Origin of the sequence: Microbacterium sp. HA-8 (genome assembly GCF_046111165.1) — a bacterium.
Taxonomy (GTDB): domain Bacteria; phylum Actinomycetota; class Actinomycetes; order Actinomycetales; family Microbacteriaceae; genus Microbacterium.
In genome coordinates this window covers 3,238,394-3,263,474 of sequence record NZ_CP162025.1, presented here as the reverse complement: position 1 = coordinate 3,263,474, position 25,081 = coordinate 3,238,394, and the positions used below count along the sequence as shown (strand labels likewise).

At 63.6% G+C, this 25,081-nt stretch carries 24 protein-coding genes and 2 pseudogenes; 15 read left to right on the top strand and 11 right to left on the bottom strand.

Annotation, left to right across the window (positions count from 1 at the left end; all coding sequences use genetic code 11):
* The first annotated feature begins 96 nt into the window (after positions 1–96).
* On the top strand, positions 97–1,368 hold the full coding sequence (locus AB2L57_RS15580) for an IS110 family transposase (RefSeq protein ID WP_409046946.1): 1,272 nt from the start codon (positions 97–99) through the stop codon (positions 1,366–1,368).
* On the top strand, positions 1,365–1,688 hold the full coding sequence (locus AB2L57_RS15575; RefSeq protein ID WP_409047518.1) for an SDR family oxidoreductase: 324 nt from the start codon (positions 1,365–1,367) through the stop codon (positions 1,686–1,688). Before AB2L57_RS15580 ends, AB2L57_RS15575 begins: the two co-directional genes overlap by 4 nt.
* A gap of 23 nt (positions 1,689–1,711) precedes the next feature.
* Here AB2L57_RS15575 and AB2L57_RS15570 read toward each other — a convergent pair whose 3' ends face one another.
* Positions 1,712–2,653, bottom strand: coding sequence for a LysR family transcriptional regulator (locus AB2L57_RS15570; RefSeq protein ID WP_100809642.1), 942 nt, complete (start codon positions 2,651–2,653; stop codon positions 1,712–1,714).
* Between the two features lie 110 nt (positions 2,654–2,763).
* Here AB2L57_RS15570 and AB2L57_RS15565 point away from each other — a divergent pair, with 110 nt between their 5' ends.
* The 5 genes and pseudogenes from AB2L57_RS15565 to AB2L57_RS15545 form a co-directional block, all read left to right on the top strand.
* Entirely contained in the window at positions 2,764–3,819 is a 1,056-nt protein-coding gene (locus AB2L57_RS15565; RefSeq protein ID WP_100809643.1) for an ABC transporter substrate-binding protein, read from the top strand.
* Positions 3,816–4,574 (top strand): ABC transporter ATP-binding protein, encoded by a 759-nt coding sequence (locus AB2L57_RS15560; RefSeq protein WP_103663513.1) that lies wholly within the window; start codon positions 3,816–3,818, stop codon positions 4,572–4,574. The genes AB2L57_RS15565 and AB2L57_RS15560 overlap by 4 nt, the downstream gene beginning before the upstream one ends.
* Complete coding sequence (locus tag AB2L57_RS15555; protein ID WP_103663514.1) at positions 4,571–5,413, top strand: ABC transporter permease; 843 nt, start codon at positions 4,571–4,573, stop codon at positions 5,411–5,413. Before AB2L57_RS15560 ends, AB2L57_RS15555 begins: the two co-directional genes overlap by 4 nt.
* Positions 5,410–6,183 carry an SDR family NAD(P)-dependent oxidoreductase gene (locus AB2L57_RS15550; protein ID WP_100809647.1) on the top strand — a complete coding sequence of 258 codons (774 nt, stop codon included), beginning with the start codon at positions 5,410–5,412 and terminating at the stop codon, positions 6,181–6,183. Before AB2L57_RS15555 ends, AB2L57_RS15550 begins: the two co-directional genes overlap by 4 nt.
* Positions 6,184–6,692: 509 nt before the next feature.
* Positions 6,693–7,828: pseudogene (locus tag AB2L57_RS15545) on the top strand (IS3 family transposase); the annotation flags it as partial.
* 39 nt (positions 7,829–7,867) lie between these two features.
* On the opposite strand, the gene AB2L57_RS15540 reads toward AB2L57_RS15545, so the two are convergent.
* The 3 genes and pseudogenes from AB2L57_RS15540 to AB2L57_RS15530 all read right to left on the bottom strand — a co-directional run bounded on the left by AB2L57_RS15540 (position 7,868) and on the right by AB2L57_RS15530 (position 11,924).
* Entirely contained in the window at positions 7,868–9,106 is a 1,239-nt protein-coding gene (locus AB2L57_RS15540) for an IS256 family transposase (RefSeq protein WP_409048637.1), read from the bottom strand.
* Positions 9,107–9,238: 132 nt separating this feature from the next.
* Positions 9,239–10,158: pseudogene (locus AB2L57_RS15535) on the bottom strand (IS481 family transposase).
* Between the two features lie 755 nt (positions 10,159–10,913).
* The gene (locus AB2L57_RS15530) at positions 10,914–11,924 is read right to left on the bottom strand and encodes a YeiH family protein (protein ID WP_157813847.1); all 1,011 of its coding nucleotides are present in this window, start codon (positions 11,922–11,924) and stop codon (positions 10,914–10,916) included.
* Positions 11,925–11,994: 70 nt separating this feature from the next.
* On the opposite strand from AB2L57_RS15530, the gene AB2L57_RS15525 reads away from it, so the two are divergent.
* Positions 11,995–12,954, top strand: coding sequence for a LysR family transcriptional regulator (locus AB2L57_RS15525; RefSeq protein ID WP_100809650.1), 960 nt, complete (start codon positions 11,995–11,997; stop codon positions 12,952–12,954).
* Between the two features lie 28 nt (positions 12,955–12,982).
* On the opposite strand, the gene AB2L57_RS15520 is transcribed toward AB2L57_RS15525, so the two are convergent.
* Positions 12,983–14,008: an ATP-dependent 6-phosphofructokinase gene (locus AB2L57_RS15520; protein ID WP_100809745.1), complete on the bottom strand. Its 1,026-nt coding sequence runs from the start codon at positions 14,006–14,008 to the stop codon at positions 12,983–12,985.
* A gap of 120 nt (positions 14,009–14,128) precedes the next feature.
* Between AB2L57_RS15520 and AB2L57_RS15515 the strand changes: the two genes are divergently transcribed.
* From AB2L57_RS15515 to AB2L57_RS15505, 3 genes are read left to right on the top strand one after another with little or no spacing between them, the layout of a single operon-like run.
* Entirely contained in the window at positions 14,129–14,455 is a 327-nt protein-coding gene (locus AB2L57_RS15515) for an antibiotic biosynthesis monooxygenase (RefSeq protein WP_100809651.1), read from the top strand.
* The gene (locus AB2L57_RS15510; protein ID WP_100809652.1) at positions 14,452–15,384 is read left to right on the top strand and encodes an NAD-dependent epimerase/dehydratase family protein; all 933 of its coding nucleotides are present in this window, start codon (positions 14,452–14,454) and stop codon (positions 15,382–15,384) included. The genes AB2L57_RS15515 and AB2L57_RS15510 overlap by 4 nt, the downstream gene beginning before the upstream one ends.
* Positions 15,385–15,387: 3 nt before the next feature.
* Positions 15,388–15,825 (top strand): SDR family NAD(P)-dependent oxidoreductase, encoded by a 438-nt coding sequence (locus AB2L57_RS15505; RefSeq protein ID WP_409047517.1) that lies wholly within the window; start codon positions 15,388–15,390, stop codon positions 15,823–15,825.
* Here AB2L57_RS15505 and AB2L57_RS15500 read toward each other — a convergent pair.
* Positions 15,783–16,933 (bottom strand): IS3 family transposase gene (locus AB2L57_RS15500; RefSeq protein WP_087132324.1). Its coding sequence is split into 2 segments (ribosomal slippage): positions 15,783–16,663 and positions 16,663–16,933, totalling 1,152 coding nucleotides; the frame shifts between segments, so codons are not numbered across the junction. The two genes, AB2L57_RS15505 and AB2L57_RS15500, sit on opposite strands and share 43 nt — an antisense overlap.
* A gap of 89 nt (positions 16,934–17,022) precedes the next feature.
* On the opposite strand from AB2L57_RS15500, the gene AB2L57_RS15495 reads away from it, so the two are divergent.
* Positions 17,023–17,436 carry an SDR family NAD(P)-dependent oxidoreductase gene (locus tag AB2L57_RS15495; protein WP_409047516.1) on the top strand — a complete coding sequence of 138 codons (414 nt, stop codon included), beginning with the start codon at positions 17,023–17,025 and terminating at the stop codon, positions 17,434–17,436.
* On the opposite strand, the gene AB2L57_RS15490 is transcribed toward AB2L57_RS15495, so the two are convergent.
* Both AB2L57_RS15490 and AB2L57_RS15485 read right to left on the bottom strand, forming a co-directional pair.
* The gene (locus tag AB2L57_RS15490) at positions 17,426–18,181 is read right to left on the bottom strand and encodes an IclR family transcriptional regulator (RefSeq protein WP_100809653.1); all 756 of its coding nucleotides are present in this window, start codon (positions 18,179–18,181) and stop codon (positions 17,426–17,428) included. The two genes, AB2L57_RS15495 and AB2L57_RS15490, sit on opposite strands and share 11 nt — an antisense overlap.
* The gene (locus AB2L57_RS15485; protein WP_100809654.1) at positions 18,174–18,926 is read right to left on the bottom strand and encodes an IclR family transcriptional regulator; all 753 of its coding nucleotides are present in this window, start codon (positions 18,924–18,926) and stop codon (positions 18,174–18,176) included. Before AB2L57_RS15485 ends, AB2L57_RS15490 begins: the two co-directional genes overlap by 8 nt.
* A 248-nt stretch (positions 18,927–19,174) precedes the next feature.
* Here AB2L57_RS15485 and AB2L57_RS15480 point away from each other — a divergent pair, with 248 nt between their 5' ends.
* The 3 genes from AB2L57_RS15480 (at position 19,175) to AB2L57_RS15470 (ending at position 21,618) form a co-directional block, all read left to right on the top strand.
* Complete coding sequence (locus tag AB2L57_RS15480; protein ID WP_100809655.1) at positions 19,175–19,972, top strand: glucose 1-dehydrogenase; 798 nt, start codon at positions 19,175–19,177, stop codon at positions 19,970–19,972.
* Between the two features lie 229 nt (positions 19,973–20,201).
* Positions 20,202–21,047 (top strand): sugar ABC transporter substrate-binding protein, encoded by an 846-nt coding sequence (locus AB2L57_RS15475; protein ID WP_409047515.1) that lies wholly within the window; start codon positions 20,202–20,204, stop codon positions 21,045–21,047.
* A gap of 76 nt (positions 21,048–21,123) precedes the next feature.
* A complete protein-coding gene (locus AB2L57_RS15470; RefSeq protein ID WP_409047514.1) occupies positions 21,124–21,618 on the top strand; it encodes an ATP-binding cassette domain-containing protein in 495 nt (164 codons plus the stop codon).
* A gap of 108 nt (positions 21,619–21,726) precedes the next feature.
* Here the strand turns inward: AB2L57_RS15470 and AB2L57_RS15465 are convergent, their stop codons facing one another.
* The 3 genes from AB2L57_RS15465 to AB2L57_RS15455 all read right to left on the bottom strand — a co-directional run bounded on the left by AB2L57_RS15465 (position 21,727) and on the right by AB2L57_RS15455 (position 25,037).
* Positions 21,727–22,473: an ATP-binding protein gene (locus AB2L57_RS15465; RefSeq protein ID WP_409046896.1), complete on the bottom strand. Its 747-nt coding sequence runs from the start codon at positions 22,471–22,473 to the stop codon at positions 21,727–21,729.
* A complete protein-coding gene (istA, locus tag AB2L57_RS15460) occupies positions 22,470–24,032 on the bottom strand; it encodes an IS21 family transposase (RefSeq protein ID WP_409046895.1) in 1,563 nt (520 codons plus the stop codon). Before istA ends, AB2L57_RS15465 begins: the two co-directional genes overlap by 4 nt.
* A gap of 312 nt (positions 24,033–24,344) precedes the next feature.
* Positions 24,345–25,037 (bottom strand): hypothetical protein, encoded by a 693-nt coding sequence (locus AB2L57_RS15455; protein ID WP_409047513.1) that lies wholly within the window; start codon positions 25,035–25,037, stop codon positions 24,345–24,347.
* Between the last annotated feature and the right edge of the window lie 44 nt (positions 25,038–25,081).

Genomic DNA, 25,081 nt, shown 5'->3' with positions numbered 1-25,081 from the left:
GATAGGAGCCTGACCGGAAAGTCGTCTCACCTTTGTGCTGTCTGCACTCACCCGACCCGCGGTGACGTTCATCACCATTGGAAGGGAATCCCGTCAATGACGAGCATGACACTCGACCCGCCGCTGACCAACCCGTTGCCACCAGGCTCCGAGTTGGTCGCCGGGGTCGACACGCACAAGAACACGCATCACGTCGCGATCCTCGATCTCGTGGGCCGACCTGTCGCGGACCGAGAGTTCCGTGCCGACGGTCGCGGTTACGCGCAGATCGTCGCGTTCCTCCACGCGCACGGTGATGTCGTCCGTATCGGGGTGGAGGGAACGGGGTCGTACGGGGCTGGCCTCGCACGCGCGCTGACCACGGCGGGGCTGACCGTCATCGAAGTCGCGCGACAGGACCGGCAAGCCCGCCGTCGTCGCGGCAAGTCCGACCCCCTCGACGCCCACCAGGCAGCGGTCGCTGTCCTCTCAGGAACGGACACCGCGATCCCAAAGTCTGGTGATGGCGCGGTCGAGTCGATGCGGATCCTCCTCGCAGAGCGGCGCTCGGCGGCCAAGGCCAGAGCGCAAGTGATGAACCAGATCCACGCGCTGCTGATCACCGCACCCGAGCTCGTGCGACAGGCGTTCCGCGCTCTCAGCGGGCAGCGTCTGGTGAACACGCTCGCCAAGACTCGGCCCGGAACAATCACGTCCCCCGATCCCGCGGTCGTCGCCCGGCAGACACTGCGACGGTTCGCGGTCCGACACCTCACGATGCAAGCCGAGATCGACCTGATAGAACAACAGTTGGAGATGCTCGTCCGGCAGGTCAACCCCACGCTGCTGTCCCTGAGCGGAGTCGGTCCTGTCACCGCAGCGACGCTCCTGGTCGCCGCGGGCGACAACCCCGAGCGGCTCGGAACCCGCGCCAGCTTCGCCGCTCTCGCCGGTGTCGCCCCGATCCCCGCCTCCTCCGGACAACGCACACGGCATCGACTCTCTCGCGGCGGGAACCGGCACGCGAACGCCGCGCTGCACCGGATTGTGCTGTTGCGCATGCGGCATCGCGAGCCTCGGACGATGGCCTACTTCGAGAGGCGTCGTTCGGAGCAACTCACCGACCGTGACATCATGCGCTGCCTCAAACGACACGTCGCGAACGAGATCTATGCCGCTCTGCTCAATCCCGCCACCGACAATCCCGTCGGGCGCGAACTCCGAGCACGCCGACAAGCGAAAGGCATCCCGATCAGCGTTCTCGCCGCCACTCTCGGCGTCCCCTACCAGCGGCTCCGACGACTCGAGATCGGCACTCGCGCCGACCCTGAACTCGAGGCCCGAGCGACCGCCATCCTGGAGCAGATCAGCCCACCACTGGCCGCTTGACAGCAATAGGAGCATCCACGTCCCAGGACTTGACCGCCGTCGTCGCGCTCTCGCGCTCGTTAGCGAGCGAGCTCGGACCACGCGGTGTTCGAGTCAACACCGTCATACCAGGACCGACATACACTCCTCTGGCGGCGGGAATGCAGTCCGAAGAGGCGCAGCGACGTCGGGCGGAACGAACGCCGGATGGACGTCTCGGGTGGCCCGAGGAAGTCGCCGGAGCAATCGTGTTTCTAGCCAGCGAGTGTTCGAGCCACATCTCAGGGGCAGAACTTGCGGTCGACGGCGGCTTCTCTGTCGCCGGGATTCTGGGCGCGTAGGCAGGGAGGTCGGCCACCCACCTTTAGGTGGTCGGCTTTCCTGCAAACACTTCTCGAGTGCTTGCGATGGTGCGTACCAACAACTGCACCATCTCGCTGTACTCCGTCTTGGCGAAGGCCGCCATGTGACGGCGAAGTGGTGGGTCCGGCTCGCAAATGAGGGCGTCCAATCCAGGAACCACCGCGTGCTCTGGCAAGAGTGCGAGGCCGAGGCCGGCGGCCGCCAGCCGCGCCGCCCCATCCATCTGCGAGGTGCGAAGAGCTACACGTTGTCCACCTAGGCCAGCGGCCGCTAGGTGGGAATCAACGTGATCGTGCAGCCCGTTTGGCACGTTGAGCATGACCCAAGTCTGACCGTGAAGGACCGACGTCGGCAGTCTCCCAAGTGACCGAGCAGGTGCACCGACGTGATCTTGCTCGTAGGGGACAATCTGATCGCGGAGAGGGTGCTCGCGAGGAAGTACGAGAACAAACGGCTCCGCGCCTAGCCGATCAAGCGGTCCATCCCAGTCATCAGGCTCCGGTCCGATCGCTAAATCGAAGGTTCCAGTCCGGGCTGCCTCTTCAAGCAAAGTTCGGTGCTGAAACTCTTGAATGCGGACGGACACGTCTGGCATGCGCGCAGACCAGACGCGTAGCGCTCCCGGGAGAAGGTTGACTGTTACCGAGTACACCGTCGCGATGTCGATTCGTCCTGCGCGCCCTGCACGATAATCCTCAACGGCGGAGAACGCTCGCCGCTCGGCCGCGAGAGCGATCTCGGCATGCTTCGCGAACGCCTCGCCCGCGGCGGTCAGTCTCACGCCGCGAGCGAGCCGCTCGAGAAGTCGAACTCCGAGATTCTCCTCAAGCGCATGAATCTGCTGCGACAGACCTGACTGCGTGATGTGCAACTGTTGTGCGGCGATCGTGAACGATTGATGCTCTACGACGGCAAGTAGGTACTCCATCTTTCTCAAAGACATGATCTTTCCTCCATTAGTATCACTACTAGAAGGTCCGATAAAAATCAATTGGACTGAACCCGACGAAGAGGGACACGATTACTTCATCGCAACGTTCAAAGGAGAATCACATGCGTCGTACATCTGGCCCCACCCATGTGCTGGGGGCGGGGATCGCAATCATTGCAAGCATCGCTCTCATAGCTGGCTGCTCCCCTTCCGCAGAAACGGGTTCTCCCTCTGAAGCGCCGGCAGGGTCCTTCGATCTCACTCTCGGAATTGACGGTGGTACCGGTACAGCTCTCTACGTGGTGGCCTGGAAGAACGGCTACTTCGCTGAAGAGGGGATCAACGTAGTCGCCAGCCGACAGTTCCTCAGCGGGAACGAAGCGCTGCAAGCGCAACTTGCTGGGGAAGTCGATCTGTCATCAGTAACCGATCTTCCAGTCATTTCCGCGAGGGCGAAAGCTGAAGAGCAGGGCATGGGCGCGGTGGAGATCATTGGGGCGATGGCGGTCGGACCGCAGGTGCACGCTTTGACAGTGTCCGAGTCGATCGAGAGCCCGGAGGATCTGGAGCGCGACGACGTGAAAGTCGGAGTCACGCTGGGGTCCGGCGGGGAGTATTCCATGCACGCGTTCGTGAAGAATCACGATCTGGATGCGGACCAGATCGAGGTCGTGAACGTCGGCACCGACGACATGGTTGCAGCCTTCACGCGGGGAGACATTCAAGCCTTCTTTAGTTGGGCACCTATCACGCAGACCGCCGTTCAGACCGTCGCTGGTGCGTACATCTTCGAGTACGGAGACGAGTACGACTGGACGAGCCGGAATTACATCGTCGCGTCTGAGCGCTTGAGTCAGGACGAGGAAGCGTCAGAGGCGGTGCTCCGCGCTCTCGACACGGCAGCGCAGTGGACCGAAGAGAACCGAGATGAAGCCATCCAGATCCTGAGCGACACGCTCAGTGTGCCAGTTGATGCGCTGGAGCTCCCCTTTAGTCTGTTCAAGTACGAAGTCTCCTTCACCGATGACCACGTATCGACGCTGACGAACGTCGCGACCTGGGCGGTCGAGACCGAGAAGATTCCCGGAGTCCCGACGTGGAGTGAGTTCGTCAATCTCGCGCCCATGACTGCCGCAGTGCCGGAAGCGATGACGGCCGACCTCGGAGGGCTCGAGTGATCAAGTTCGAACACGTCACCAAGAGCTTTGCGAGCTCCGGTGGGCAGACGGTCTTCAATGACGTGAGCTTTGAGCTTCGGGAAGGCGAGTTGTTCTGTCTGCTCGGCCCGAGTGGATGCGGAAAGAGTACGCTACTAAACCTGCTCGCCGGCTTTGAGGACCCGACTGCCGGAACAATTACGAAGCGCGGGCAGCCGATCGCTGGTCCCGGATCTGATCGCGGAGTGCTGTTCCAGACCTTCGAGGCACTGTTTGAGTGGCTCAATGTGCGGGAGAACGTAGAGCTTGCGCTCAAGGTCAAGAAGATGCCGAAGCGCGAGCGGACGCGGGTCACCGAAGAATACATCAACCTGGTTGGGCTTGAAGGGCAGGAACGCAAGTACCCGGGTCAGTTGTCGGGAGGAATGAAGCAACGCGTGCAGCTCGCGAGGGTGCTAGCAAACAGCCCCGAGGTTCTCCTGATGGACGAGCCGTTTGGAGCGCTCGACAGCCAAACGCGCCGTGCAATGCAATCTGAACTCCTGAGAATCTGGGCGGCGGACCGCAAGACAGTTCTGCTCATCACGCACGACATCGATGAGGCGATCGCGCTGGCCGATCGGATAGCGGTGATGTCTGCCGGGCCGAACGCTCACATCGCGAAGACCTTCGACGTGGATCTCCCCCGACCACGCGCGCACGGTACAGAGTTCGTCGAGCTCTGGAACGCAATCGACGCGTCGCTCGAGCGGCCGAGTCGGAAGGCCGCAGCATGACCGGGACGCTGACAGCCACGAGCACCATCCGATCCGGCAAGCCGCCCAGCAAGGGGTGGCGTCCCGGCGAGAGCAGGTTGGCACGGCTCTTCACTCCTGTGCTGTCTGTCGGCGTAGGGATCGCGCTGTGGTGGCTGGTCTCACTTTTCGTGAGTCCCATCTTGTTCGCATCTCCCGCCCAGACTTGGGACGCGTTCATCGTGAGCCTGCAGAACGGAAGTCTGGTCTCGAACGCGAGTGCGAGCCTCTTTCGGATTCTTACCGGCTTCGTCATTGGACTCCTTGTCGGTATACCGCTAGGGCTGTTGCTGGGGAGTTCAACCTGGCTACGGAGATTCCTCGATCCCTACGTGAACTTCCTCCGATTCATTCCACCGATCGCACTTCTTCCAGTCGCGATTCTGTGGTTCGGCATCGGTGAGGGGTCGAAGATCTTTCTCATCACTTACAGCAGCATCTTCATCGTCGTGCTCAACGCGATTGCTGGGGTCTACGCGATTCCGACCGTGAAGAGATGGGCTGCACGCAGCCTTGGTATGGGCCCGGCTGACGTCTTCTTCAGAGTCACCGTGCCCTCGACCGTCCCGTTCTTGATTACGGGTGCACGTATCGCGATGGGGAATGCCTTTACCACGATCGTCGCGGCGGAGATGATCTCTGCGGAGTCAGGACTTGGGTACATGATCTTCACCGCGCGCCAGTTCTTTCAGACCGGCACGATGTTCACGGGCATCCTCGTCATCGGCCTCCTGGGATTCCTCGCCGATCGGTTGCTGTCGTTCGTCGGGCGGCGCGTGCTGGCCCGTTACGGCACACATGACAGCGCAGGTGCCAGGTGAACTCCTCCACCTTGAGTGGGCGGACCGCTCTCGTAACGGGGTCCGGATCAAGCGGCGGAATCGGCGCCGCCATCGTGCAGGTGCTCGCAGCTGCCGGCGCCCGTGTCGTGATCGCCGATCTTCCTCATCTCAAGGCGAGCGCTCTAAGTCAGTGCGAAGCGCTTTCCCGTTACGGGTACGAAGCGCGCTTCTGTGAGCTAGACGTCGGAAGCCAACAAGACTGGGAGAGGGTCATAGCCGAACTTGCACAAGACGGTCTCGAGCTTGACGTTCTCGTGTGCAATGCGGGCATCAACTCTCCATCTGCACCAGAGAATCAGAGCCTCGACGACTGGGAGCGGATACTTCGCGTCAATCTGACCGGGCCATTCTTGGGGATGCAGGCGGTGCTCCCGAGCATGCGTGTGCGAGGCGGAGGATCGATCATCTGCATCGGGTCTGTGTCGGCATCAGTAGTCACCCCTCCCACACCCGGGTTGTCGAACGCCGCTTACCACGCCAGCAAAGCCGGGCTCGGCATGCTGGCAAAGACGGTGGCGATCAACCATGCGCGCGATGGCGTTCGGGTCAACGTCGTTGCTCCGGGTTCTGTGCTTACGCCGATGCTGGCGCGGGGTGGAAAGGGCGCAGAGCTGATGGCAAACACTCCGATGGGTCGCCTTGCAGATCCTGCGGAGATTGCAAACGCTGTTCTCTTCCTTGCCTCGGACGCCGCTTCGTTCATCACCGCTTCGACGCTAACTGTCGACGGCGGCTACTCAGCGGTTTAGGACCCACGTCTGTTCTCATTGCCACGCCGCAAGGGGTGAACGAAACAGCCCGATACAAGCCGTGCGGAATCGGTTCGCACGCGAACGAACGACATCGACCGCCACCGTCGCCTTGATGATGGTGAACCCAGGGTTCCCTACGATTGCAGTGGTGGGCACGAACATCGACCGCTGTCTCGCCCGCGTCAGCGGAAAGTTGGAGCGGCGAGCGCTTGAGCCGGCGGCTTGTTGCAGGCGGGAGCGAGCTGATCCCGTACTCGCTCCATGAACCGGGACGGGCGTGAGCTGGTCGCGGAGCTCGCGGCACGGAAGTGGCACATTTTGCGCGCTCGGGGATCTCCACCGGGGCGCATCGAGATCATCCGGTCGCTCCCGTCGGGGAGCGACGACGAGTGCAGTGAATTCCTCAGCCGACCCTGAGCAGAGTGGGCTGACCCCGTTTCGTAGGTCCAGTCGTTATGAGAGTCGTCCTGTTGTCCGCGGTCGCGGGCAGGGAGACTGGTCAGATCATGACGAACAGCAGGAAGCGTCACACCCCGGAGCAGGTCGTCCGTAAGCTCGGGCAGGCCGACAGGATGCTCGCCGACGGTCAGGACGTCGCGGCGGTGTGCCGGGAGCTCGTGGTGTCCGAGCAGACGTACTACCGGTGGCGGAACCAGTACGGCGGCCTCAAGGCCGACGACGCAAAGCGCCTGAAGGAGCTGGAGAAGCAGAATGCGACCCTGAAGCGTCTGCTCGCGGAAGCGGAGCTGGAGAAGGCCGCGCTCAAGGAGCTGGCTGAGGGAAACTTCTAAGCCCGGACAGGCGCCGCGCCGCCGTCGATCACCTCAAGCGCAAGCTGCGGGTGAGCGAACGGATGGCGTGCCGTCTGGTCGGGCTGAGCCGCTCCGCGTATCGGCGACCGCTCAAGGGCGACACGGTCGCGGACCCGGATCGGGCGTTCAGGGAGTGGCTGCGCGCCTGGGCGAAGGACCATCCCCGCTACGGGTACCGGCGGGCGTATCACGACGCCCGCGCCGAGGGGTGGGTGGTGAACCACAAGAAGATCCAACGCCTGTGGCGTGACGAAGGGCTCCGGGTCCCGCAGCGGCGTCGACGCAAGCGCGTCGGGTCCTCGACCGTCGACGCGCCGACGGCGGACGCGCCGAACGTGGTGTGGGCAGTGGACTTTCAGTTCGACGCCGACGAGCACGGCCGACCGATCAAGATCTGCTCGATCGTCGACGAACACACCCGGGAGTGCATCGGCGGCCTCGTGGAGCGCTCGATTACCGCCGACCGACTCACCGCCCACCTCGAGGACCTCGTCGCCGCCCGGGGCGCCCCGGCGGTGCTCAGGTCGGACAACGGGCCGGAGTTCATCAGCGAGGCGATGGCCGACTGGGCCGGCACCCGCACCGGCCTGTCCTACATCCCTCCGGGCTCGCCGTGGCGCAACGGGTACGTCGAGTCGTTCAACAGCCGGATCCGCGACGAGTGCCTCAACATCAACAGCTTCTACTCGCTGCTGCACGCGCAGGTCATCATCGGCGACTGGAAGGACGAGTACAACCACCACCGCCGGCACTCCTCGCTCGGCTACCTACCCCCAGCCGAGTACGCTCGACAGTGCACCCATCAAATGGAAACCGACGACTCACAGAACGGGTGTGTCAGATTAACGGTGGATCTGGCCTGGCGCATTTCAGTTGATTCGGCCTTCGAAGGTGATCGCGAAGGCGTTGAGTGCGGGCTTCCACCTGGTGACCCAGCGTGCCCGACCCCGGCCGGTCGGGTCAAGCGACCGCGTCACGAGATACAGGCACTTCAGCGCGGCGGCGTCGTTCGGGAAGTGCCCTCGCGCTCTGACCGCTCTGCGGTAGCGGGCGTTCAGAGACTCGATCGCATTGGTGCTGCAAATGATCTTGCGGATCTCGACGTCGTAGTCCAGGAACGGGATGAACTCCGTCCACGCGTTCTCCCAGAGCTTGCGGATCGCCGGATACATGGTGCACCACTTCTCCGCGAACTCCTCGAACCTCGCCCGTGCCGCGGCCTCGGTCGGCGCGGTATACACCGGTCGGAGGTCGCGAGCGATCTGGTCCCAGTACTTGCGTGACGCGTACTTGAACGTGTTCCGGATCAGATGGATGATGCACGTCTGCGTGACCGCGTGCTCCCACGTCGTGGTGATGGACTCGGGCAGACCCTTGAGTCCGTCGCAGACGACGATGCAGACGTCCTCGACGCCGCGGTTCTTGATCTCGGTGAGCACGCCGAGCCAGAACTTCGCTCCTTCGCCGCCGTCGCCGGCCCAGATCCCGAGGATGTCTCTCTCACCGTTCACGGTGACTCCGACAGCGACGTAAAAAGGTTTGTTGCGGACCTGCCCGTCGCGGACCTTCACGACCAGGGCGTCGATGAACACCACCGGATACACGCGATCCAACGGACGGTTCTGCCACTCCGTCATCTCCTCGATGACCTTGTCGGTGATCTTCGAGATCGTGTCCTTTGACACCGAGGCACCGTAGACGTCGTCGAAGTGAGCCGCGACCTCACCGGTCGTCAGCCCTCGCGCGGTGAGCGAGAGGACGATCTCATCGATCCCGTCCAGCCGCCGTTGCCGCTTCTTCACGATCTTCGGCTGGAACGACCCGTCCCGATCCCGCGGCACCTCGATCACGACAGGACCCACCTCGGTGAGCACGGTCTTGGAACGCGTCCCATTCCGCGCGTTCTCACCAGTCGAGCTGCCGTGCTTGTCGTAGCCGAGATGCTCGGTGATCTCCGCCTCGAGCGCGGTCTCCAGCACGGTCTTCGTCAGCCCGCCAAGCAGGCCACCGGGCCCGACGAGGCTGACGCCTTGCTCCTTCGCCTGCGCAAGCAGCTGCTCGGCGATCTGTTGCTGATCAATGATCTCTCCCGTCACAGGATCGATCATCTCGATGGTCTGGCTCACAGCCCTTCCTTTCGGTCAGGCCAGTCCCAGATCCACCGTTTTCCTGACAGTCCCCACAGAACGTCCGGACCGAATGAAGGGGGCGGCTCAAGAGGATCTAGTTGTACCCGGCCATCACGTTGGTTTGCCTCCGAGGCCTGAGTGGCGTCGTCCAGCGGGGTAGTGCTCGAGCCAGGGCGCAAGGTCTTGGGTGCGTGCGTCGTTGGACGAGTATGGGCGCCGGTAGGCCCACTCGCTCTGCAGCGTGCGGTTGAGTCTCTCGACCTTCCCGTTCTGCCAGGGGTGGTGGGGTTTGATGAACATCTGCCGGATTCTGTTGTCGGCGCAGACGCGTCGCAGCGACCACCGGTCGGCCCAGGCGTTGTCTGTGATCAGCCGCTCGATGCGTGGTATCCCGTGCGCGGCGAAGTGGGCGATTGCCCGCTCGAGGAACGCCGAGCAGGTGGGGCCTTTCTCGTCATCAAGGACCTCGGAGTAGGCCAGACGGGAGTAGTCGTCGACGAGGGAGTGGACGTAGTCAAACCCGACGATGATCTGTTTCCGCGCTGCGGTGGAGCCCATTGATCGGCCGTGTGCTTTCCAGCCGCCGCCGTCGGGGATCCGGCCCAGCTTCTTCACGTCCATATGGACCAGCTCGCCGGGATGCTGTCGTTCGTAGCGGACCGTGGTGGTCGTGGACGCGCGGATCACTTCGCCCGTGATCGGGTCCAGCCGAGACAGATGCGGCATGGCATAGCGGACGCGGATCCGAGACACGGTGCGCGGGCACGCCCAGCTGCGCCGCGATCTCATCGCGTCCGATGCGTTCCTGCCTGCGTAGTTCGACAACGGCCTGCTCGGTCACCGCTGGCGTTCGAGATGGCGACCGGTGAGGGCGTGAGGAGCGATCCCCCAGCCCTTGCTCGCCCTCGTCGCGGTAACGATCAAGCCAACGCCTCACACAATTCCGGGACACCCCCATCGCCGCGGCGATATGCGCTTGTTTCAGCCCGCCCGGGCACGTTCGATGATCAACTGCCGCCCGAAAAGGTCAGACGGGCATTACGTGGGGCACGAGAACCTCCGAGTTTGTGAAGACGTCAGACATCTCCGCTAAGCCCGGGGGTTCTCTCTATTCACAAGACCCGAAACGACACCAACCTCATGGCCGGGTACATCTAGTCGGTCGCTTGGGCGCTCTGCGGCAGGGACTCCGTCAGCGAGTCATGGCCCGGCGGCGTGTCGCTCGAACAAACACGCGAGGAGTCTCGCCGGTGGGCGACCATTAACGGCGCCGGCGCGTGTGTGGCGACCGGGTGCTTCTCTATGTCTTGGGTGAAGCCAGCTAGGGGAGATGCTGAGGCTGTCCCTCGCGAGAACGGGTGATGGCGAATCGCGTAAGCCTGACTGCCGCGTGGCGACAGGCGGCGACGTCGGTCGCGCCGGCCAATCGAAGCTCCAAACTGATCAGCCCCTCGGGCCAGGCCGAGGGGGCGGGCGCGGTAGCCAGATTCGCGCGAGCAACATGCAAAGACTGACGGTCAACGGGCCAGACTCTGGGGTGCCTCATTCGTGGAAAGGCTCAGGACGTCCTGGGGTGGGTGAGATCACGTCCGGACTACTCAAAGCCGCGCCCTGCAATCTGTCGACGACCGCGTCGCTATGGCCTCGTTTTCAACCGTCGCCAACACAATCGACGAGTGAGCTGTGTCTTATCGGCTACAGCCCACCCCTCCGATCGAGCGGCGCCGCTCGAGCGGAGCAGTGGCGGCCGAAACCGCGGTCGCTAGTTGGCGTCAGCCAGTGATCGTCAGCGGATGCTTAGAGCGAAGATCGCTCCGAGTGCGACTAAAGCGGCTAGCAATGTGGACATCGCCCCGAGCGCCAGCGCTCGCCCTCCGGTGGCGAAGAGCTTCCGAACGTTGACTGCAAAGCCTAGGCCGAGCATCGCGGCAGTAAGAAGGAGATTCGCGCCAAACTCCAGCACGGCGAGGACCTCGGCCGGAAACGGAACGAACGTCCTGAGAAGAACTGCCGCGAGAAATCCAGCGACGAACAGCGGCAGCACCGGAGGTCTACCGACGGCGGTCGCTGTCCCGAAGCGTCGTCCACTTGTTGCACTGACGATCGCGATGAGGGGGGCAAGCATCACGACTCGGCCCAGTTTGGCTATCGTCGCGAGTGCAAGTGCCACCGATGAAACGAAGCCCCCCGCCGCGACGACTTGTGCGACCTCGTGGACGCTCGCACCGATCCATAGCCCCGCTTGAAGATCGCTGAGCCCAAGTGCTCGGGACAGGGCAGGAATCGCGAACATGGCCACAGTGCCGAAGATGGTGACGAGAGCAACCGCTTGCGCGGTCTCTTCCTCGTGCTTTCCCTCCCTATCAACCACGCCGCTCATGGCGGCAACCGCCGAAGCGCCGCAGATGGAGAATCCCGTCGCAATCAGCATCCGTGTCACACGTGACACTCGGAGCAGGCGCCCGATGGCGAGAGTTCCCAGAAACGTGCCTGCGACTGTCAGGACGAGAACGAAGATTCCTCCCCATCCGATCACCATCAGACTCGTAAGCGACAACTTAAACCCAAGAAGCACGATCCCGATGCGCAGAAACTTCCTCGACGCCTCCGAGATCGGCCTGCTCGCAGCGGCTGGAACAACGCGGGCATTCCCGACCAGCACCCCGAGGCAGATCGCGATTAGCAGCGGCGAAACCCCCGGAGTGAGCGCCGTGGCGAACATCGTCGCCGCGGCTATTGAAAGTATCGCGATTGCGACGAACAGGGGCACAGTCCGCTGGGACACCGAAGTAGTCATGCGATCAGACTGACCGGTGACATCACATGACAGAAGGGTCAAACGGCTGGCGCGCATATAGACTGTATCTATGGGAGGTGAGAATCCAAACGCACTACCCGACGCGGTCGAGCTGGATGCTCGGGTGACCCTCGCAGTGTTGCGGCAACTCGTAGCCCTTCAAAGACTTGGATCCATTAGCGCGGTCGCGCGCGACCTCGGAGTGAGTCAGCCGACCGTCTCCATGAACTTGTCGAGGCTCGAGGACGCACTCGGCGTGTCCATCATTCTGCGTTCAGCCCGGGGCAGCACGCTCACGTCCGCGGGCGAAGCGATCGCGACCGCGGCGACTCCGCTCGTCGAATCAGCGCGCGAGCTTGCGCAGCGAATCTCGTGCTTGCCAAGTCTCACCAAAACGCCGCTGCGCATCGCCGCAAGCCTGACCATCGCTGAGCACCTGGTTCCTAGGTGGCTCGCGGATCGTCGGATTGCCGGCGTTATACCTCCGGCGGCCGCCACGCTCTGTGTTGGGAATTCGTCAGAAGTGATGAATTGGCTTCACGACGGGCGAGCAGACATCGGTTTCGTGGAGGGCAATCGGATCGCGCACGGTCTCGATAGTGCGCTTGTCGGCGAAGATGAGCTGGTGGCAGTCGTTTCTCAATCACACCCATGGCGATCTTGGGCGGAAGTGAGAGGCAGCGAACTCGCTCAGAGCGGTTTGGTTCTTCGCGAGCGCGGGTCAGGCACTAGAGAAGTGATGGAGGCCGCCTTCGCCCGCGCGAAGATCAGCCTTCCGACGACTCTGCCGAGCTTTGGCTCTACCGCGGCCATTCTCACCGCCGTTCGCTACGGGGGCGCCGTCGCGGTGGTCTCATCGCTCGCGATCGCCGATGAGGTTGCCGCACGTGAGCTCGTCGCGTTGCGGGTATCGGACGTTGATCTCCGCAGACGGCTTAGCGCCGTGTGGAGCCGCGGAGCGAGCCCGCGTCCGGATGCGGCCGCGGTTGTCGCGAATCTCGTCGCCGCCCATAGAAGGTCGACCGACTAAACCATGTGGTCCGTCAGGACCCGTTCGACTAACCGAAACAGACGGCAGCTCGTCGGTAACGCTGGCTGGTGATGCTCTTCACTGAGCCGATTGCCTCCGCGAGGTCGGCTGTCACGATGGTCTCTCCGCGCAGAGACACCATCCGCCCCCATTCGCCACGTGCTGCGGCGTCGACAGCTGCCGCGCCGAACCTCGCCGCGAGCACTCGATCGTAGGCAGTCGGCGTCCCACCGCGTTGAATGTGTCCGAGCGTGGTGGCTCGCGTCTCAATGCCCGTCCGACCCTCGATCAACCTCGCCAGCAACTCACCGACGCCGCCGAGTCGCGGGCGTCCGGAGGGCTCGTGGCCTCGTTCGGCAACCACCCCGACATCGCCGAGTGGAAAACCTTCGGCGACTACCACCAGGGGAGGTTGGTGTCGCTCACGCGCCGACTCGACCCACCCGATCACTTGCTCGATGGACGCCGGCTGTTCCGGAATCAGGACGGCGTGAGCTCCCGTTGCGATTCCTGAATGCAGCGCGATCCACCCAGAATCGCGACCCATCACCTCGACGACCATGCAGCGAGCATGAGATGCCCCAGTCGTGAGAAGACGATCCATCGCGTCAGTCGCGATCTGAACGGCCGTGTCGAAGCCAAAGCTGTAATCCGTCCCATTGAGGTCGTTGTCAATCGTCTTCGGAACGCCGACAACATTGACGCCCGTACGGACAAGCGCGTGCGCGGCCGAGAGTGACCCCTCGCCTCCGATCGCGATAATCCCGTCCAGAGAATTGTCGGAAATTGCGCGTTTGACCCTGGAGCCGGTGGGGTCTGCATCGAGCGGATTCGTCCGCGACGTTCCGAGGATCGTGCCACCTAGCCCGGCAATGCCTCTGGTGCTGTCCTCCGAGACCGGTATGACGTCGTTTTCGACGACACCACGCCAGCCGTTACGGAAACCGACAAGTTGCCCTCGGTGCTCGCGGGACAACCGGATATGAGCGCTCCTGATAACCGCGTTCAGCCCAGGGCAGTCGCCTCCACTGGTGAGTATCCCAAGTCTAAGCATCAGCGCTCCAACCGAAAAATGGACGAACTGTCCGAAACTAGTGTACATTGATCACTCGGGACGCGGCACCGGAGCTTTTCGGTGCGAACCGTAGCAACACGACCCGCAGAGTGGAGAGTCATGTCAGTCGCCAAAGTTGTCAGGCTGCGGGTTGATCCCCAAGCCTCGCGAGCCTTGGATGCCGTCCTTGAGGATGCGCAGAGCGCTTTCGCGGCTGAGGTAGGGCTCGTGCATTGGGGCATCTACGCGGGCGCCGCGGATAACGAGCGCATACTCGTCGAAGTGTTCGCAGATGAGAATGCCGTGCGCGAGCACGACGACTCCCACCACGTCCAGACATTGATCGCGGCGTTTGAGTCCCTCGAAGTTGAGGTCGTTGCGAACGAGCAACTGACGCCACCGACAGCTTCTTCAACGGAGCGAGCTACTAAGGAGAACTCAAAGTGAGTCAGCATCTGTTCATCACGGGTGGGTCAGGGTACCTCGGGCAGGCCATCGGGCAGCGCCTCTTGCGGGCCGGACACAGAGTCTCGAGCCTCGTTCGATCCGAGAGTGGCGCGAAGTCACTCTCTGCGTTGGGAATCACACCGGTCCTGGGTGGACTGGACGACGTGGCTTCCCTCGATCTGGAGTCGTACGACGGTGTGATTGACACCGCGACCGCCGATCACGCCCCATCGACGGCGGCGTTCCTGTCCGCGCTCGCCGGCAGCGAGCGTCCCTTCATTCGCACCAGCGGAACGGGCGTGTACACCGACTTGGGTGGCGGCGTGCGCTCTGAAGTCGTCTACCGCGAAACCGACCGTTTCACTCCCGCCCCGGTCGTCTCCGCGCGCTACCAGTCTGACGAGCTCGTGCTCGGCGCGAGGGATCAGGGCATCCGGACGATTGTCATTCGCCCGGCGATGGTTTACGGCGATGGAGCGTCAGAACAGCTGCCGCTCCTCTTGCGATACGCCCTGCGGACCGGCCGGTCTATCTACGCGGGGTCGGGCGAGAACCGCTGGAGCAATGTCTACCTGTATGACCTTGCTGAGTTCTACCTTCTTGCGCTCGAGAAGGCTGCACCTGGGAGCGTCTACAACATTGCTTCGGGCGAATGCGAAATGCGTTCGATTGCTGAGGGGATTGCCGAGGTGCTCGGACTGGGTGAAGCCGAGGGCGTACACATCGATGAGGCGCGCGCCGAACTCGGTGAGCGATGGGTCGACGTGGCGTTGGCCAGCAACAGTCGGGTTGACTCGACGAGCGCTCGAACTGACCTCGGATGGGCGCCGGTCGGCCCGAGCCTGCTGGAGGACCTGGTGCGTGGATCGTATCGACGGGTGTGGGCAAGCAAGGGCGATCCGCACGATCACGTCACCGCTAAGGGCTGAGCGATGATCTCGCTGGATCTGCGAGGGCGACGCGCGCTTGTCACTGGCTCGACTCGGGGGCTGGGCTTCGCTATGGCCGCGCGCCTCGCGGAAGCGGGGGCCTGCGTCGGAGTCAACGGGCGAAGTGTCGACTCGGTCGAGAGTGCGTTGGAGAAGCTCCGCGAGTTAGTCCCCAACGCCGAGTTCGACGGTGTCGTCGCGGACCTTGTCTCCATCGATGCTGCCCGAGCTGTCGAACGACAGTTCCCGAACATCGACATTCTGGTCAACAATGTTGGCGTCTATCAGGTCGGAGACGCTCTCTCGACCTCGGACCAGGTCTGGGCTGATCACTTCGACACGAACGTCCTCACGGGAGTTCGAATGACCCAGGTGGCGCTGCCTGTGAGCCGCCCCCTTCATTCGGTCCGGACGTTCTGTGAGTCGTCGGTTTCCATTTGATGGGTGCACTGTCGAGCGTACTCGGCTGGGGGTAGGTAGCCGAGCGAGGAGTGCCGGCGGTGGTGGTTGTACTCGTCCTTCCAGTCGCCGATGATGACCTGCGCGTGCAGCAGCGAGTAGAAGCTGTTGATGTTGAGGCACTCGTCGCGGATCCGGCTGTTGAACGACTCGACGTACCCGTTGCGCCACGGCGAGCCCGGAGGGATGTAGGACAGGCCGGTGCGGGTGCCGGCCCAGTCGGCCATCGCCTCGCTGATGAACTCCGGCCCGTTGTCCGACCTGAGCACCGCCGGGGCGCCCCGGGCGGCGACGAGGTCCTCGAGGTGGGCGGTGAGTCGGTCGGCGGTAATCGAGCGCTCCACGAGGCCGCCGATGCACTCCCGGGTGTGTTCGTCGACGATCGAGCAGATCTTGATCGGTCGGCCGTGCTCGTCGGCGTCGAACTGAAAGTCCACTGCCCACACCACGTTCGGCGCGTCCGCCGTCGGCGCGTCGACGGTCGAGGACCCGACGCGCTTGCGTCGACGCCGCTGCGGGACCCGGAGCCCTTCGTCACGCCACAGGCGTTGGATCTTCTTGTGGTTCACCACCCACCCCTCGGCGCGGGCGTCGTGATACGCCCGCCGGTACCCGTAGCGGGGATGGTCCTTCGCCCAGGCGCGCAGCCACTCCCTGAACGCCCGATCCGGGTCCGCGACCGTGTCGCCCTTGAGCGGTCGCCGATACGCGGAGCGGCTCAGCCCGACCAGACGGCACGCCATCCGTTCGCTCACCCGCAGCTTGCGCTTGAGGTGATCGACGGCGGCGCGGCGCCTGTCCGGGCTTAGAAGTTTCCCTCAGCCAGCTCCTTGAGCGCGGCCTTCTCCAGCTCCGCTTCCGCGAGCAGACGCTTCAGGGTCGCATTCTGCTTCTCCAGCTCCTTCAGGCGCTTTGCGTCGTCGGCCTTGAGGCCGCCGTACTGGTTCCGCCACCGGTAGTACGTCTGCTCGGACACCACGAGCTCCCGGCACACCGCCGCGACGTCCTGACCGTCGGCGAGCATCCTGTCGGCCTGCCCGAGCTTACGGACGACCTGCTCCGGGGTGTGACGCTTCCTGCTGTTCGTCATGATCTGACCAGTCTCCCTGCCCGCGACCGCGGACAACAGGACGACTCTCATAACGACTGGACCTACGAAACGGGGTCAGCCCACCTGGAATGCTGGAGCGTGGGTGGGGACGAATCCTCTTCATCGCGAGTGACGCTGCTGTGTCGGTTCCCAAGGACATGGTGCACTACTCCGCCTCCAAGACCGCTCTCCTCGCCGTGGCTAGGGGCTTTGCGAAGGCAACCGCTGGGTCGTCGGTCACCGTGAACTCGGTGATTGTCGGTCCTTCAGAGTCGGAAGGGCTGCGCACTTTCGCGGCCGGCCTTGTGGGGGACGAGCTGCCGTGGGGCGAAGCCCAGGCAGCGTTCATGAGAGAGCATCGCCCGCTGTCGCTCATTCAGCGGGTGATTCGCCCGCAAGAGGTCGCGAACATGATCGTCTACCTCAGCTCTGACCTTGCGTCCGCGACGACAGGCGGCGCGATCAGAGTCGATGGTGGCTACGTCGACGCCATCACTCCGTAGCCGCAGATTCCCCGATCTGAGAGGCGACATCCTGCAGCGCCTCGACGAGCTGCGCCTCTCGTCCGATGACGTCTGCTCGCCGGCCTGCCACCGATAGCGCCGCGAGGAACCCCCCCGACGGATCAAGGACTGGTGCAGCAACGGCACCCACCCCGACCGTCACGTCTTCGTCGGAGACGCAGTAGCCACGCTCGCGGCTCAACGTGACGTCAGCGAGAATCGCGTTCTTACTCTCGAGCGAGTTGCTGGTCAGACGCTCGGGGTGGTGCGCATCGAGGTACGCCCCAGGATCTTCTGGGCCGAAGGCGAGTGTGATTCGTCCGACGCCTCCAAGATGAAGCGGCAGACTGCCGCCGGGTTCGAGAACCAGAACCTGGACACCCTGGCCGTGCAGCCTCCGAATGCATACAGTTCGGTGCTCGCGCGGGACACTGAGAAACACCGTCAGGTGGGTGAGGTCGCGCAGCTCACGGAGAAGATCATCTCGATGGAACCAGGGTGCTGCCGTAGCGAGTGCACGGTCGCCGAACAACAGCCACTTGGTACTGAGGGAAGTCGTGCCATCAGGCAGTTGAGTCCCGAGTCCGTCCTGGACAAGTGCCGCCAGCAGCCGATACGCGCTGGGGCGCGGAATGCCGATCTCTTTGGCCAGTTCAGGTGGCGTCATGGGCCCGGACCGCGCAAGGACCTCAACCGCTGATTTGAGCGAGGTAAGTACTCGACTCGGCTTGTCCGGCTTAGGCATCGCGGTACCCAAGAGACGATGACACGTCCATGGCTTCGCGCCGGACGAGCTCCCCGAACGCTTCCGCGGCGGAGAAGTTCTCCTGAACCTTGAGAGCACTCAAGGTGACCGAGGCTGTGACAACTCCGCGATGGTCTCGCACGGGTGCCGCTACGCTCACGACCCCGGCAGTAATATCACCATCTGATTCGGCGAGGCCAGTCTCGCGTATCCGACTCAACTCAGACTCCAAACGTGCGGCATCGGGCTCGGTTATCGGATTCGACTGTGATCCGCGGAGCGCTCTCAAGTACGCCCGCCGGAACTCGTCCGAAGAGAACGCCAAGATCGCACGAGGACCGGCTCCGAGATGAAGTGGCAAGGACCCGCCGATCGCCAGCTCGGCTGTTCGGATGTACTTACCGTCGACTCGTTCGATGCACACTGCTCGTTGTCCGTCTGGGACGCAAAGATATGCGGTCTCCGAAGTGGCATCAGCGAGACGGGCGAGCGACGACCTCGCTACCGCCCGCAAGTCCAGTGTCGAGGCGATCGCCTGTCCGATGGCAATCAGATCAACGCCAAGTCGGGCGGGGGCGCCTTTACGGCCGCTTCGCTCTATCCAACCAATCGATTCAAGGTTGTTGAGCATGCGGTAGACGGTCGTGATCGGCTCGTTCAGCTGCGAAGCCAGATCCGATGCCGTGAGCTCGCCGCGAGACGCGAGTCGCTCGAGGACTCGGGTGGCCTTTGAGACCGCGCTCATGCCTGCGCCGTCAGCATCCAAAGTCGTTGGCGACACCGTCGTCCTTCCATTTCCTGGACAAACTCTACAGATGGGGGGACTTGCCGTCTAGCGCCCTGGGACCAGAAAAACCCAATTTATGAACAGTCTGTCCGATTTAGTAGACAGAAGCTCAGCTTCTGAGTTATATTTCCGAGGTAATCAACCACCTGACGCGTTGAGGTCCTGGAAACAGCGACATGGCGTCACCCGCAAGGAAGCGAACGAAGATGGCCAGTAAGGCAGTGAAGCCGAGCCCCATCACGGCTGACCTCTTCACGTTGGCCGGCCAGACCGCCGTGGTCACGGGCGGTGGCTCTGGCATCGGTAAGGCGATCGCGCTGGGTCTAGCCCAACGTGGCGCGAACGTCGGGATCGTGGACTTCGCTGCAGAAGGAGCCGCTGAGACTGCCGCGCGCGTGGCTGAGATGGGCGTTGGCTCGCTCGCGATTGCCGCCGACGTCACCGACGAAGACGGCATGACTTCCGCGGTCGAGAAGACCGTGCATGCGCTCGGGCCCCTCTCACTGGCGGTGAATGCCGCGGGCATTGCTCAGGCCACGCCTGCATTGGAACTCAGCGCGGAGCAGTTCGAGCGTCTCTACAGGATCAATGTGATTGGGCTCTTCAGGAGTTGCCAGGCTGAGGCCCGCGCAATGATGGCATCCGGTGGAGGGTCAATCCTCAACCTCGCATCGATCAGCGGCATCGTCTCGCACCGCGAGATGCTCCAGGCGCACTACAACAGCTCGAAAGCCGCCGTGGCGCACCTCACGCGTTCGCTCGCCACCGAATGGGCCGCGCACTCGATTCGCGTGAACGCGCTCTCGCCCGGGTTCACCTTGACCCCCATGAACGCTCGCGCCGAAGTCGCATCAATGCGCGAGGAAATCAGCGAGAAGATCCCGACGGGTCGTTTCGCTGAACCGGAGGAGATGGTGGGGCCAGCGGTCTTCCTCCTCTCGAATGCAGCGTCCTACTGCACAGGCGTGGACCTCGTGGTCGATGGCGGGTACACGCTCCTATAACTAGGGCGCTCTGCGCCCTACAAAGCTCACCCGATGGGTGAGGTCCCTTACCAAGGAAGGTAGAGAGTCGATGTCGATTCGATTTGGATACAACAGGCGACGCCCGATCGCCATTGCTATCGGCGCGCTCGCCACAGCAGCAGTTCTCGCTCTCGCAGGTTGCTCCAGCGGAGGCGACGGCGGAGACAGCGGCTCCGGCGATGGCACCAAGAAGAAGATCGGCGTGTCGATGTCGTTCGTCAACCAGTTCTATGCCGCCGTTCAGGAAGGCATGGAAGACGAGGCGGAGAAGCAGGGCTATGAGCTGGTAATCCTGAACGCGCAGGGCAATAGCTCCACTCAGGTCAACCAGGTCCAGAACCTCGTCAGCCAGGGTGTCGGATCGCTCATCTTCATCCAGCTGGACTCCGCGTCCGGCGGAGCGTCGGTCAGCCAGGCGAACGACGCCAGCATTCCGGTGATCGCCGTGGACCAGCTTCCCGCCGGCGGGGACTACGTGACCTTCATCGGCAGCGACAACGTCGCCATGGCCGAGCAGGCGTGTGACTATCTCGCGGAGCTGCTCGATGGTTCTGGCAACATCGCGATCGTTGAGGGCATCCCGGCCTCGTCCACCCAGATGCAGCGCGCTGAGGGCTGCCAGACGTCGCTCGACGCGAACCCCGACATCAACGTGGTCAGCACCACTAGCGCCGACTGGGATCAGAACAAGGCCGTCAGCGTTTTCGCCAACGTCCTCACCGCGAACGAAGATCTGCAGGGTGTCTTCGCTCAGAACGATGACATGGCTCTGGGTGTTGCTAGCGCCGCGGAGACTGCCGGTCGCAGCGGCCTGAGTGTCGTCACGATCGACGGGTTCCCCGCCGTGTACGACGCCATCGAGAAGGGCGCGATCTCCGCGACGATCAGCCAGCAGCCGTATCTCGAGGGTCAGCTCGCCGTGCAGAATGCCATCAAAGCGATGAACGGTGAAGAGGCGGACATTCAGAAGGACCAGATCCAGGAGTCGATTCTGGTCACGAAGGACAACCTCGAGGAAGCACGAGCCGCGAAGTACTTCGGCTCGCAGGGCTGATATCCCACCCATCCATGAATGGCTTGCCGGCTCCGGATCTGTTGCTGGAGCCGGCAAGCCAGAGGAGTAGAAGGTCATGAGCGAAACGACGAACAAGCGAGTTCTCACCGCAACCGGCATCACCAAGCGTTACGGCGACACCACTGTCCTGCATGGAATCGATTTTTCGATTGAGGCGGGGTCGGTCGTCGGGCTGATCGGTGAGAACGGCGCCGGGAAGTCGACGCTCAGCTCCATCATCGCGGGGATCAAGCGACCCGATGCAGGGTCGATGACGATCGATGGACAGCCGTACGCGCCAACCGGTCCGCTCGAGGCGTTGAACTCCGGGGTGGCGATCATCCATCAGGAGATCAAAATGATCCCTGAACTCTCCGTCGCCGAGAACATGTTCCTCGGACGCCTGCCCACGCGGGGCGGCCGTGTCGCGACGCGGCAGATGGTCACCGAAGCACGAGCCGTGCTCAAGGACCTCGGTGTGACTCTAGACCCGCGTCGACCGGTCGCCGGTCTTTCGACCGCCACACAGCAAGAGATCGAGATCGCCCGAGCTGAGTATTTGGACTCTTGAGAGCCACTGGATATTGAGGTTCAGGGCCATTCGATATTGGGATTCGGGGCCAGTGAGTATTGCCGGTGAGCGCCACCCGGGGTGGGTGGTGGCGCTCACCGGCTGGGCTCAGTTCGTCGTGGCGGTGTGTTCGCGCATGTTGACGTCGCCGGTCTCGATCCAGATGGTGTTGTGGACGATGCGGTCCATGATCGCGTCGGCGTGGACTCCGGAGCCGAGGCGCTGGTGCCAGTCCTTCTTCGCGTACTGGGTGCAGAACACCGTCGACGAGGCGTCGTAGCGGCGTTCGAGGAGCTCGAGCAGCATGCCGCGGACGCTGTCGTCGGGGCTGTCCAGGAGCCATTCGTCGATCACGAGGAGGGTGAAAGCGGCGTACTTGCGCAACCACTTCTCCTTCCCTGCCGGCTTGTCCTTCGCCGTGGCCCAGGATTCTTCAAGGTCGGGCATGCGGATGTAGTGCGCCCGGTAGCGGTGCTGACAGGCCTGCTTCGCCAGCGCGGATCCGAGGTAGCTCTTCCCGGAGCCGGTGAAGCCTTGGAACACGACGTTCTGCTGACGGGTGATGAACTGGCAGGTGCCGAGCTGGGCGATCACACCGCGGTCCAGGCCGCGTTGTTCGAGCAGGTCGAGGCGGCGCAGGTCCGCGTTCGGGTAGCGCAGTCCCGCCCGCCGGATCAGGCCTTCGACCTTGGCGTGGCTGAACGCGGCGTGGGCGTCGTCGACGGCCAGTTTCACGCGCTCCTCGAACACCATCCCCAGGGTGAGGGTGTCGTCCTGGACCTCGAGCGCGTCGACCAGCGACGCGACGCCCATCTCCCGGAGCTTCCGCTTCGTCTCGGAGTCGAGCCGGCTCATCGGGCGCCTCCCGCGTAGTAGTCCGCCCCGCGGACGTAGCCTGCGGGCTCCGCTATCGCCGGTTCCGACCAGGGGCTCCTGCCGTCGGGGTGATCCTGGTTCGATTCGAGGATGGGCCGCAGGTGCGCGTAGCGCGGCGAGCGGACCCGTGATGCGAGCGCGATGCCGGCGGCTGCTTCCACCCGGGCCGCGGAGTAGCGGCGCGTCAGCCGTAGCACCGCCAGGGCTGCGTCGAGGCCCTGCTCGTCGACGGGCACCGATTCGAAGATCCGGTTCACCACCGTCGTGGTGTCCTCGCCGATCCGGGCTGCCCATTCCCGAACCCGGTCGGCGTCCCACTGCCGGTAGCGGGGCCTGCCCGGCAGGTCCGCGTCGTGGGTGCGGTACTCGTTCGAGGCCCCCACCGGGGCGAGCAGATGACTGGTCAGGCGCTGATCGCCGTCGAAGATCTCCAGCGTGGTGTCGGTGATGCGCAGGTCGACGCTACGGCCGATGTTCACGTAGGGGACGGAGTAGAAGTTGCGCTCGAACACGACGTGCCCGTTCTTCTGCACCCGGCGGCCGTAGAACCACCGCGAGATCTCGAACGGCACCTGCGGCAGCGGCCGCAGCAGCGGCTTCTCCTCACCCTCGAACACGCCCAGCCGCGAGCCGGCGCGCTTCTGGAACGGCTCCGCGTTGAAAGCGGCCACCCGCTCATAGACCGCCGCCCGCAGCTCCGGCAGCGTCGCGAACTGCCGATCCCGGAGTCCGGCGATCACCCAAGTCGCGATGTTCCCGACGGTGTTCTCGACGCTCGCCTTGTCCTTCGGCTTCCTCACCCGGCCGGGCAGCACCGCCGCGGAGTAGTGCGCCGCGAGCTCTCGATAGGCGTCGTTGAGCACCACCTCGCCCTCCGCGGGATGCTTCAGCACCCCGGTCTTCAGGTTGTCTGGCACGATTCGCGGAACACTGCCGCCGAACCAGTCGAACATCGCGACGTGCGCGCGCAACCAGGTGTCCTGCTTCATGTCCAGCGTCGGCTCCACGAACGCGAACCTCGAGAACGGCAGCGTGCCGACGAACACGTAGACCCGCGCCTGCTTCCCGGTGACCGGGTCGGTCAGCTGCATCGTCTTGCCCGACCAGTCGACCTCGACCGTCTGCCCGGCCTTGTGACCGACCCGCGACGCGGCCCCGGCGATCAGCACGTGCTGCTGGTAGGTCTTGCAGAACCGGTCGTACCCCATCGCCGTCGATCCCGTGGTGCGGCAGGCGTCGACGTACTCGCCGTGCAACAGCTTCAGCGTCACCCCGACACGGGCGAGCTCACGATGCACCCGCTCCCAGTCCGGCTGCGCGTGAACACTGTCATGCTCACCCCGCCCCGGAAACAGCCGCGCATACACCTCGGCTTCGTCGAGATCAGCGACGTCGTCCCAGCCGATCCCTCCCCGGTCAGCGGCGTCGATGACTGCCGCCACGCTCGTGCGGGACATGCCCTGCGCGGCGATCTGCCGCCCCGTGAATCCTTCTGCGCGAAGCCTCAGCACCAGCTTCGCTTTGATCCTGCGTACCATCCGAACTACTCCTTCTGCCGCGCGATAGGTCCGCGCGGCAGAAGGAGCCTAGAAACGATGGCCCTGAACCCGAATATTTGGTGGCCTCCAACGAAGCGATCCCGTCACTGCGCGACCGGCCCTCGGCCGCAATATCGGTGGCCCTCAGAAGAGCGAATACTCAAGACATAGGTCTCAGCGGACGAAGCCCGCGCGTATTCGGCCTCCCGCCCGCGCCAGCTCGATCTCGACGCGATCTGCGAACGGAAAGATTTGTCTGTTGCATATGGGCGGGTCGACCGGCGCCGAAGGTCGATCCCAGTGAGGGATCCGTTACCGGACGTTCGTCGAGACTGATCGGCGTTGCAGCTCGATACGCACATAGGCGAGCTCGTCCCGACTCACGACCACGCTGACCAAGGTGGAGTCATCCAAGGCTGTTCCCACCACGAAGACGTGTGGATCCGTGTCGATGCGTGCGGCGCGGTGCTCGACACCGTCGACGAGGAGAACCGTGTCGTTCTGTACTGCGGCCACGGTGAGGTCGGGGGCGGGCGGGAGGCCGCCGATTCTGCCCTCGAGTCCTCTCTCGCGCCGGAAGGACTGGTTCAGTACGGAACTGGCATGCGCAACCAGCGCTTCACCAATCGAGGGTCGCTGATCCGCGTCTCGGTGCCAGCTCGTTCGCACCGCTTGCCAGAGCATCGGGTACCGCAGCCGGTCGGTCTGTTCGATGAGCCACCTGGGACGCGGATGCGGTGGCACCTCGTCCAGCATCGCTAGGAGTTCGTCGTCAAGCTCAGCCAGATTTGCAGGGTCTGATCGATTCTCGGGGTGGCGGATCACTGTGTAGCCGAGGGCAACGGACCCGTCGCGTACGCCGGCGCCATCCGACCCCGTACCGAACTGTGACGGGCCGAACTCCTCGAGGGTCGGTTGCGGAACGAAGCCGAAGATGAGGAACGGCATATGCGCGATGCGTTGCCACTGTTCCACCCGTGGATCTGGGGCGTCCTCCGGGAGCACTCCTACGATCTGCATGACAACGAGTCTCCATCAGAGCAGGGATT

Excerpts from the sequence above, each read along its gene's own strand:
- AB2L57_RS15480 (WP_100809655.1), top strand. The coding sequence starts at position 19,175 with ATGGCCAGTAAGGCAGTGAAGCCGAGCCCCATCACGGCTGACCTCTTC.
- AB2L57_RS15495 (WP_409047516.1), top strand. The coding sequence starts at position 17,023 with ATGCTGGAGCGTGGGTGGGGACGAATCCTCTTCATCGCGAGTGACGCT.
- AB2L57_RS15465 (WP_409046896.1), bottom strand. The coding sequence starts at position 22,473 with ATGAGCCGGCTCGACTCCGAGACGAAGCGGAAGCTCCGGGAGATGGGC.
- AB2L57_RS15530 (WP_157813847.1), bottom strand. The coding sequence starts at position 11,924 with ATGACTACTTCGGTGTCCCAGCGGACTGTGCCCCTGTTCGTCGCAATC.
- AB2L57_RS15565 (WP_100809643.1), top strand. The coding sequence starts at position 2,764 with ATGCGTCGTACATCTGGCCCCACCCATGTGCTGGGGGCGGGGATCGCA.
- AB2L57_RS15505 (WP_409047517.1), top strand. The coding sequence starts at position 15,388 with ATGATCTCGCTGGATCTGCGAGGGCGACGCGCGCTTGTCACTGGCTCG.
- AB2L57_RS15520 (WP_100809745.1), bottom strand. The coding sequence starts at position 14,008 with ATGCTTAGACTTGGGATACTCACCAGTGGAGGCGACTGCCCTGGGCTG.
- AB2L57_RS15490 (WP_100809653.1), bottom strand. The coding sequence starts at position 18,181 with ATGCCTAAGCCGGACAAGCCGAGTCGAGTACTTACCTCGCTCAAATCA.
- istA (WP_409046895.1), bottom strand. The coding sequence starts at position 24,032 with ATGGTACGCAGGATCAAAGCGAAGCTGGTGCTGAGGCTTCGCGCAGAA.
- AB2L57_RS15540 (WP_409048637.1), bottom strand. The coding sequence starts at position 9,106 with ATGATCGATCCTGTGACGGGAGAGATCATTGATCAGCAACAGATCGCC.
- AB2L57_RS15470 (WP_409047514.1), top strand. The coding sequence starts at position 21,124 with ATGAGCGAAACGACGAACAAGCGAGTTCTCACCGCAACCGGCATCACC.
- AB2L57_RS15555 (WP_103663514.1), top strand. The coding sequence starts at position 4,571 with ATGACCGGGACGCTGACAGCCACGAGCACCATCCGATCCGGCAAGCCG.
- AB2L57_RS15570 (WP_100809642.1), bottom strand. The coding sequence starts at position 2,653 with ATGTCTTTGAGAAAGATGGAGTACCTACTTGCCGTCGTAGAGCATCAA.
- AB2L57_RS15475 (WP_409047515.1), top strand. The coding sequence starts at position 20,202 with ATGTCGTTCGTCAACCAGTTCTATGCCGCCGTTCAGGAAGGCATGGAA.
- AB2L57_RS15485 (WP_100809654.1), bottom strand. The coding sequence starts at position 18,926 with ATGAGCGCGGTCTCAAAGGCCACCCGAGTCCTCGAGCGACTCGCGTCT.
- AB2L57_RS15525 (WP_100809650.1), top strand. The coding sequence starts at position 11,995 with ATGGGAGGTGAGAATCCAAACGCACTACCCGACGCGGTCGAGCTGGAT.
- AB2L57_RS15580 (WP_409046946.1), top strand. The coding sequence starts at position 97 with ATGACGAGCATGACACTCGACCCGCCGCTGACCAACCCGTTGCCACCA.
- AB2L57_RS15515 (WP_100809651.1), top strand. The coding sequence starts at position 14,129 with ATGTCAGTCGCCAAAGTTGTCAGGCTGCGGGTTGATCCCCAAGCCTCG.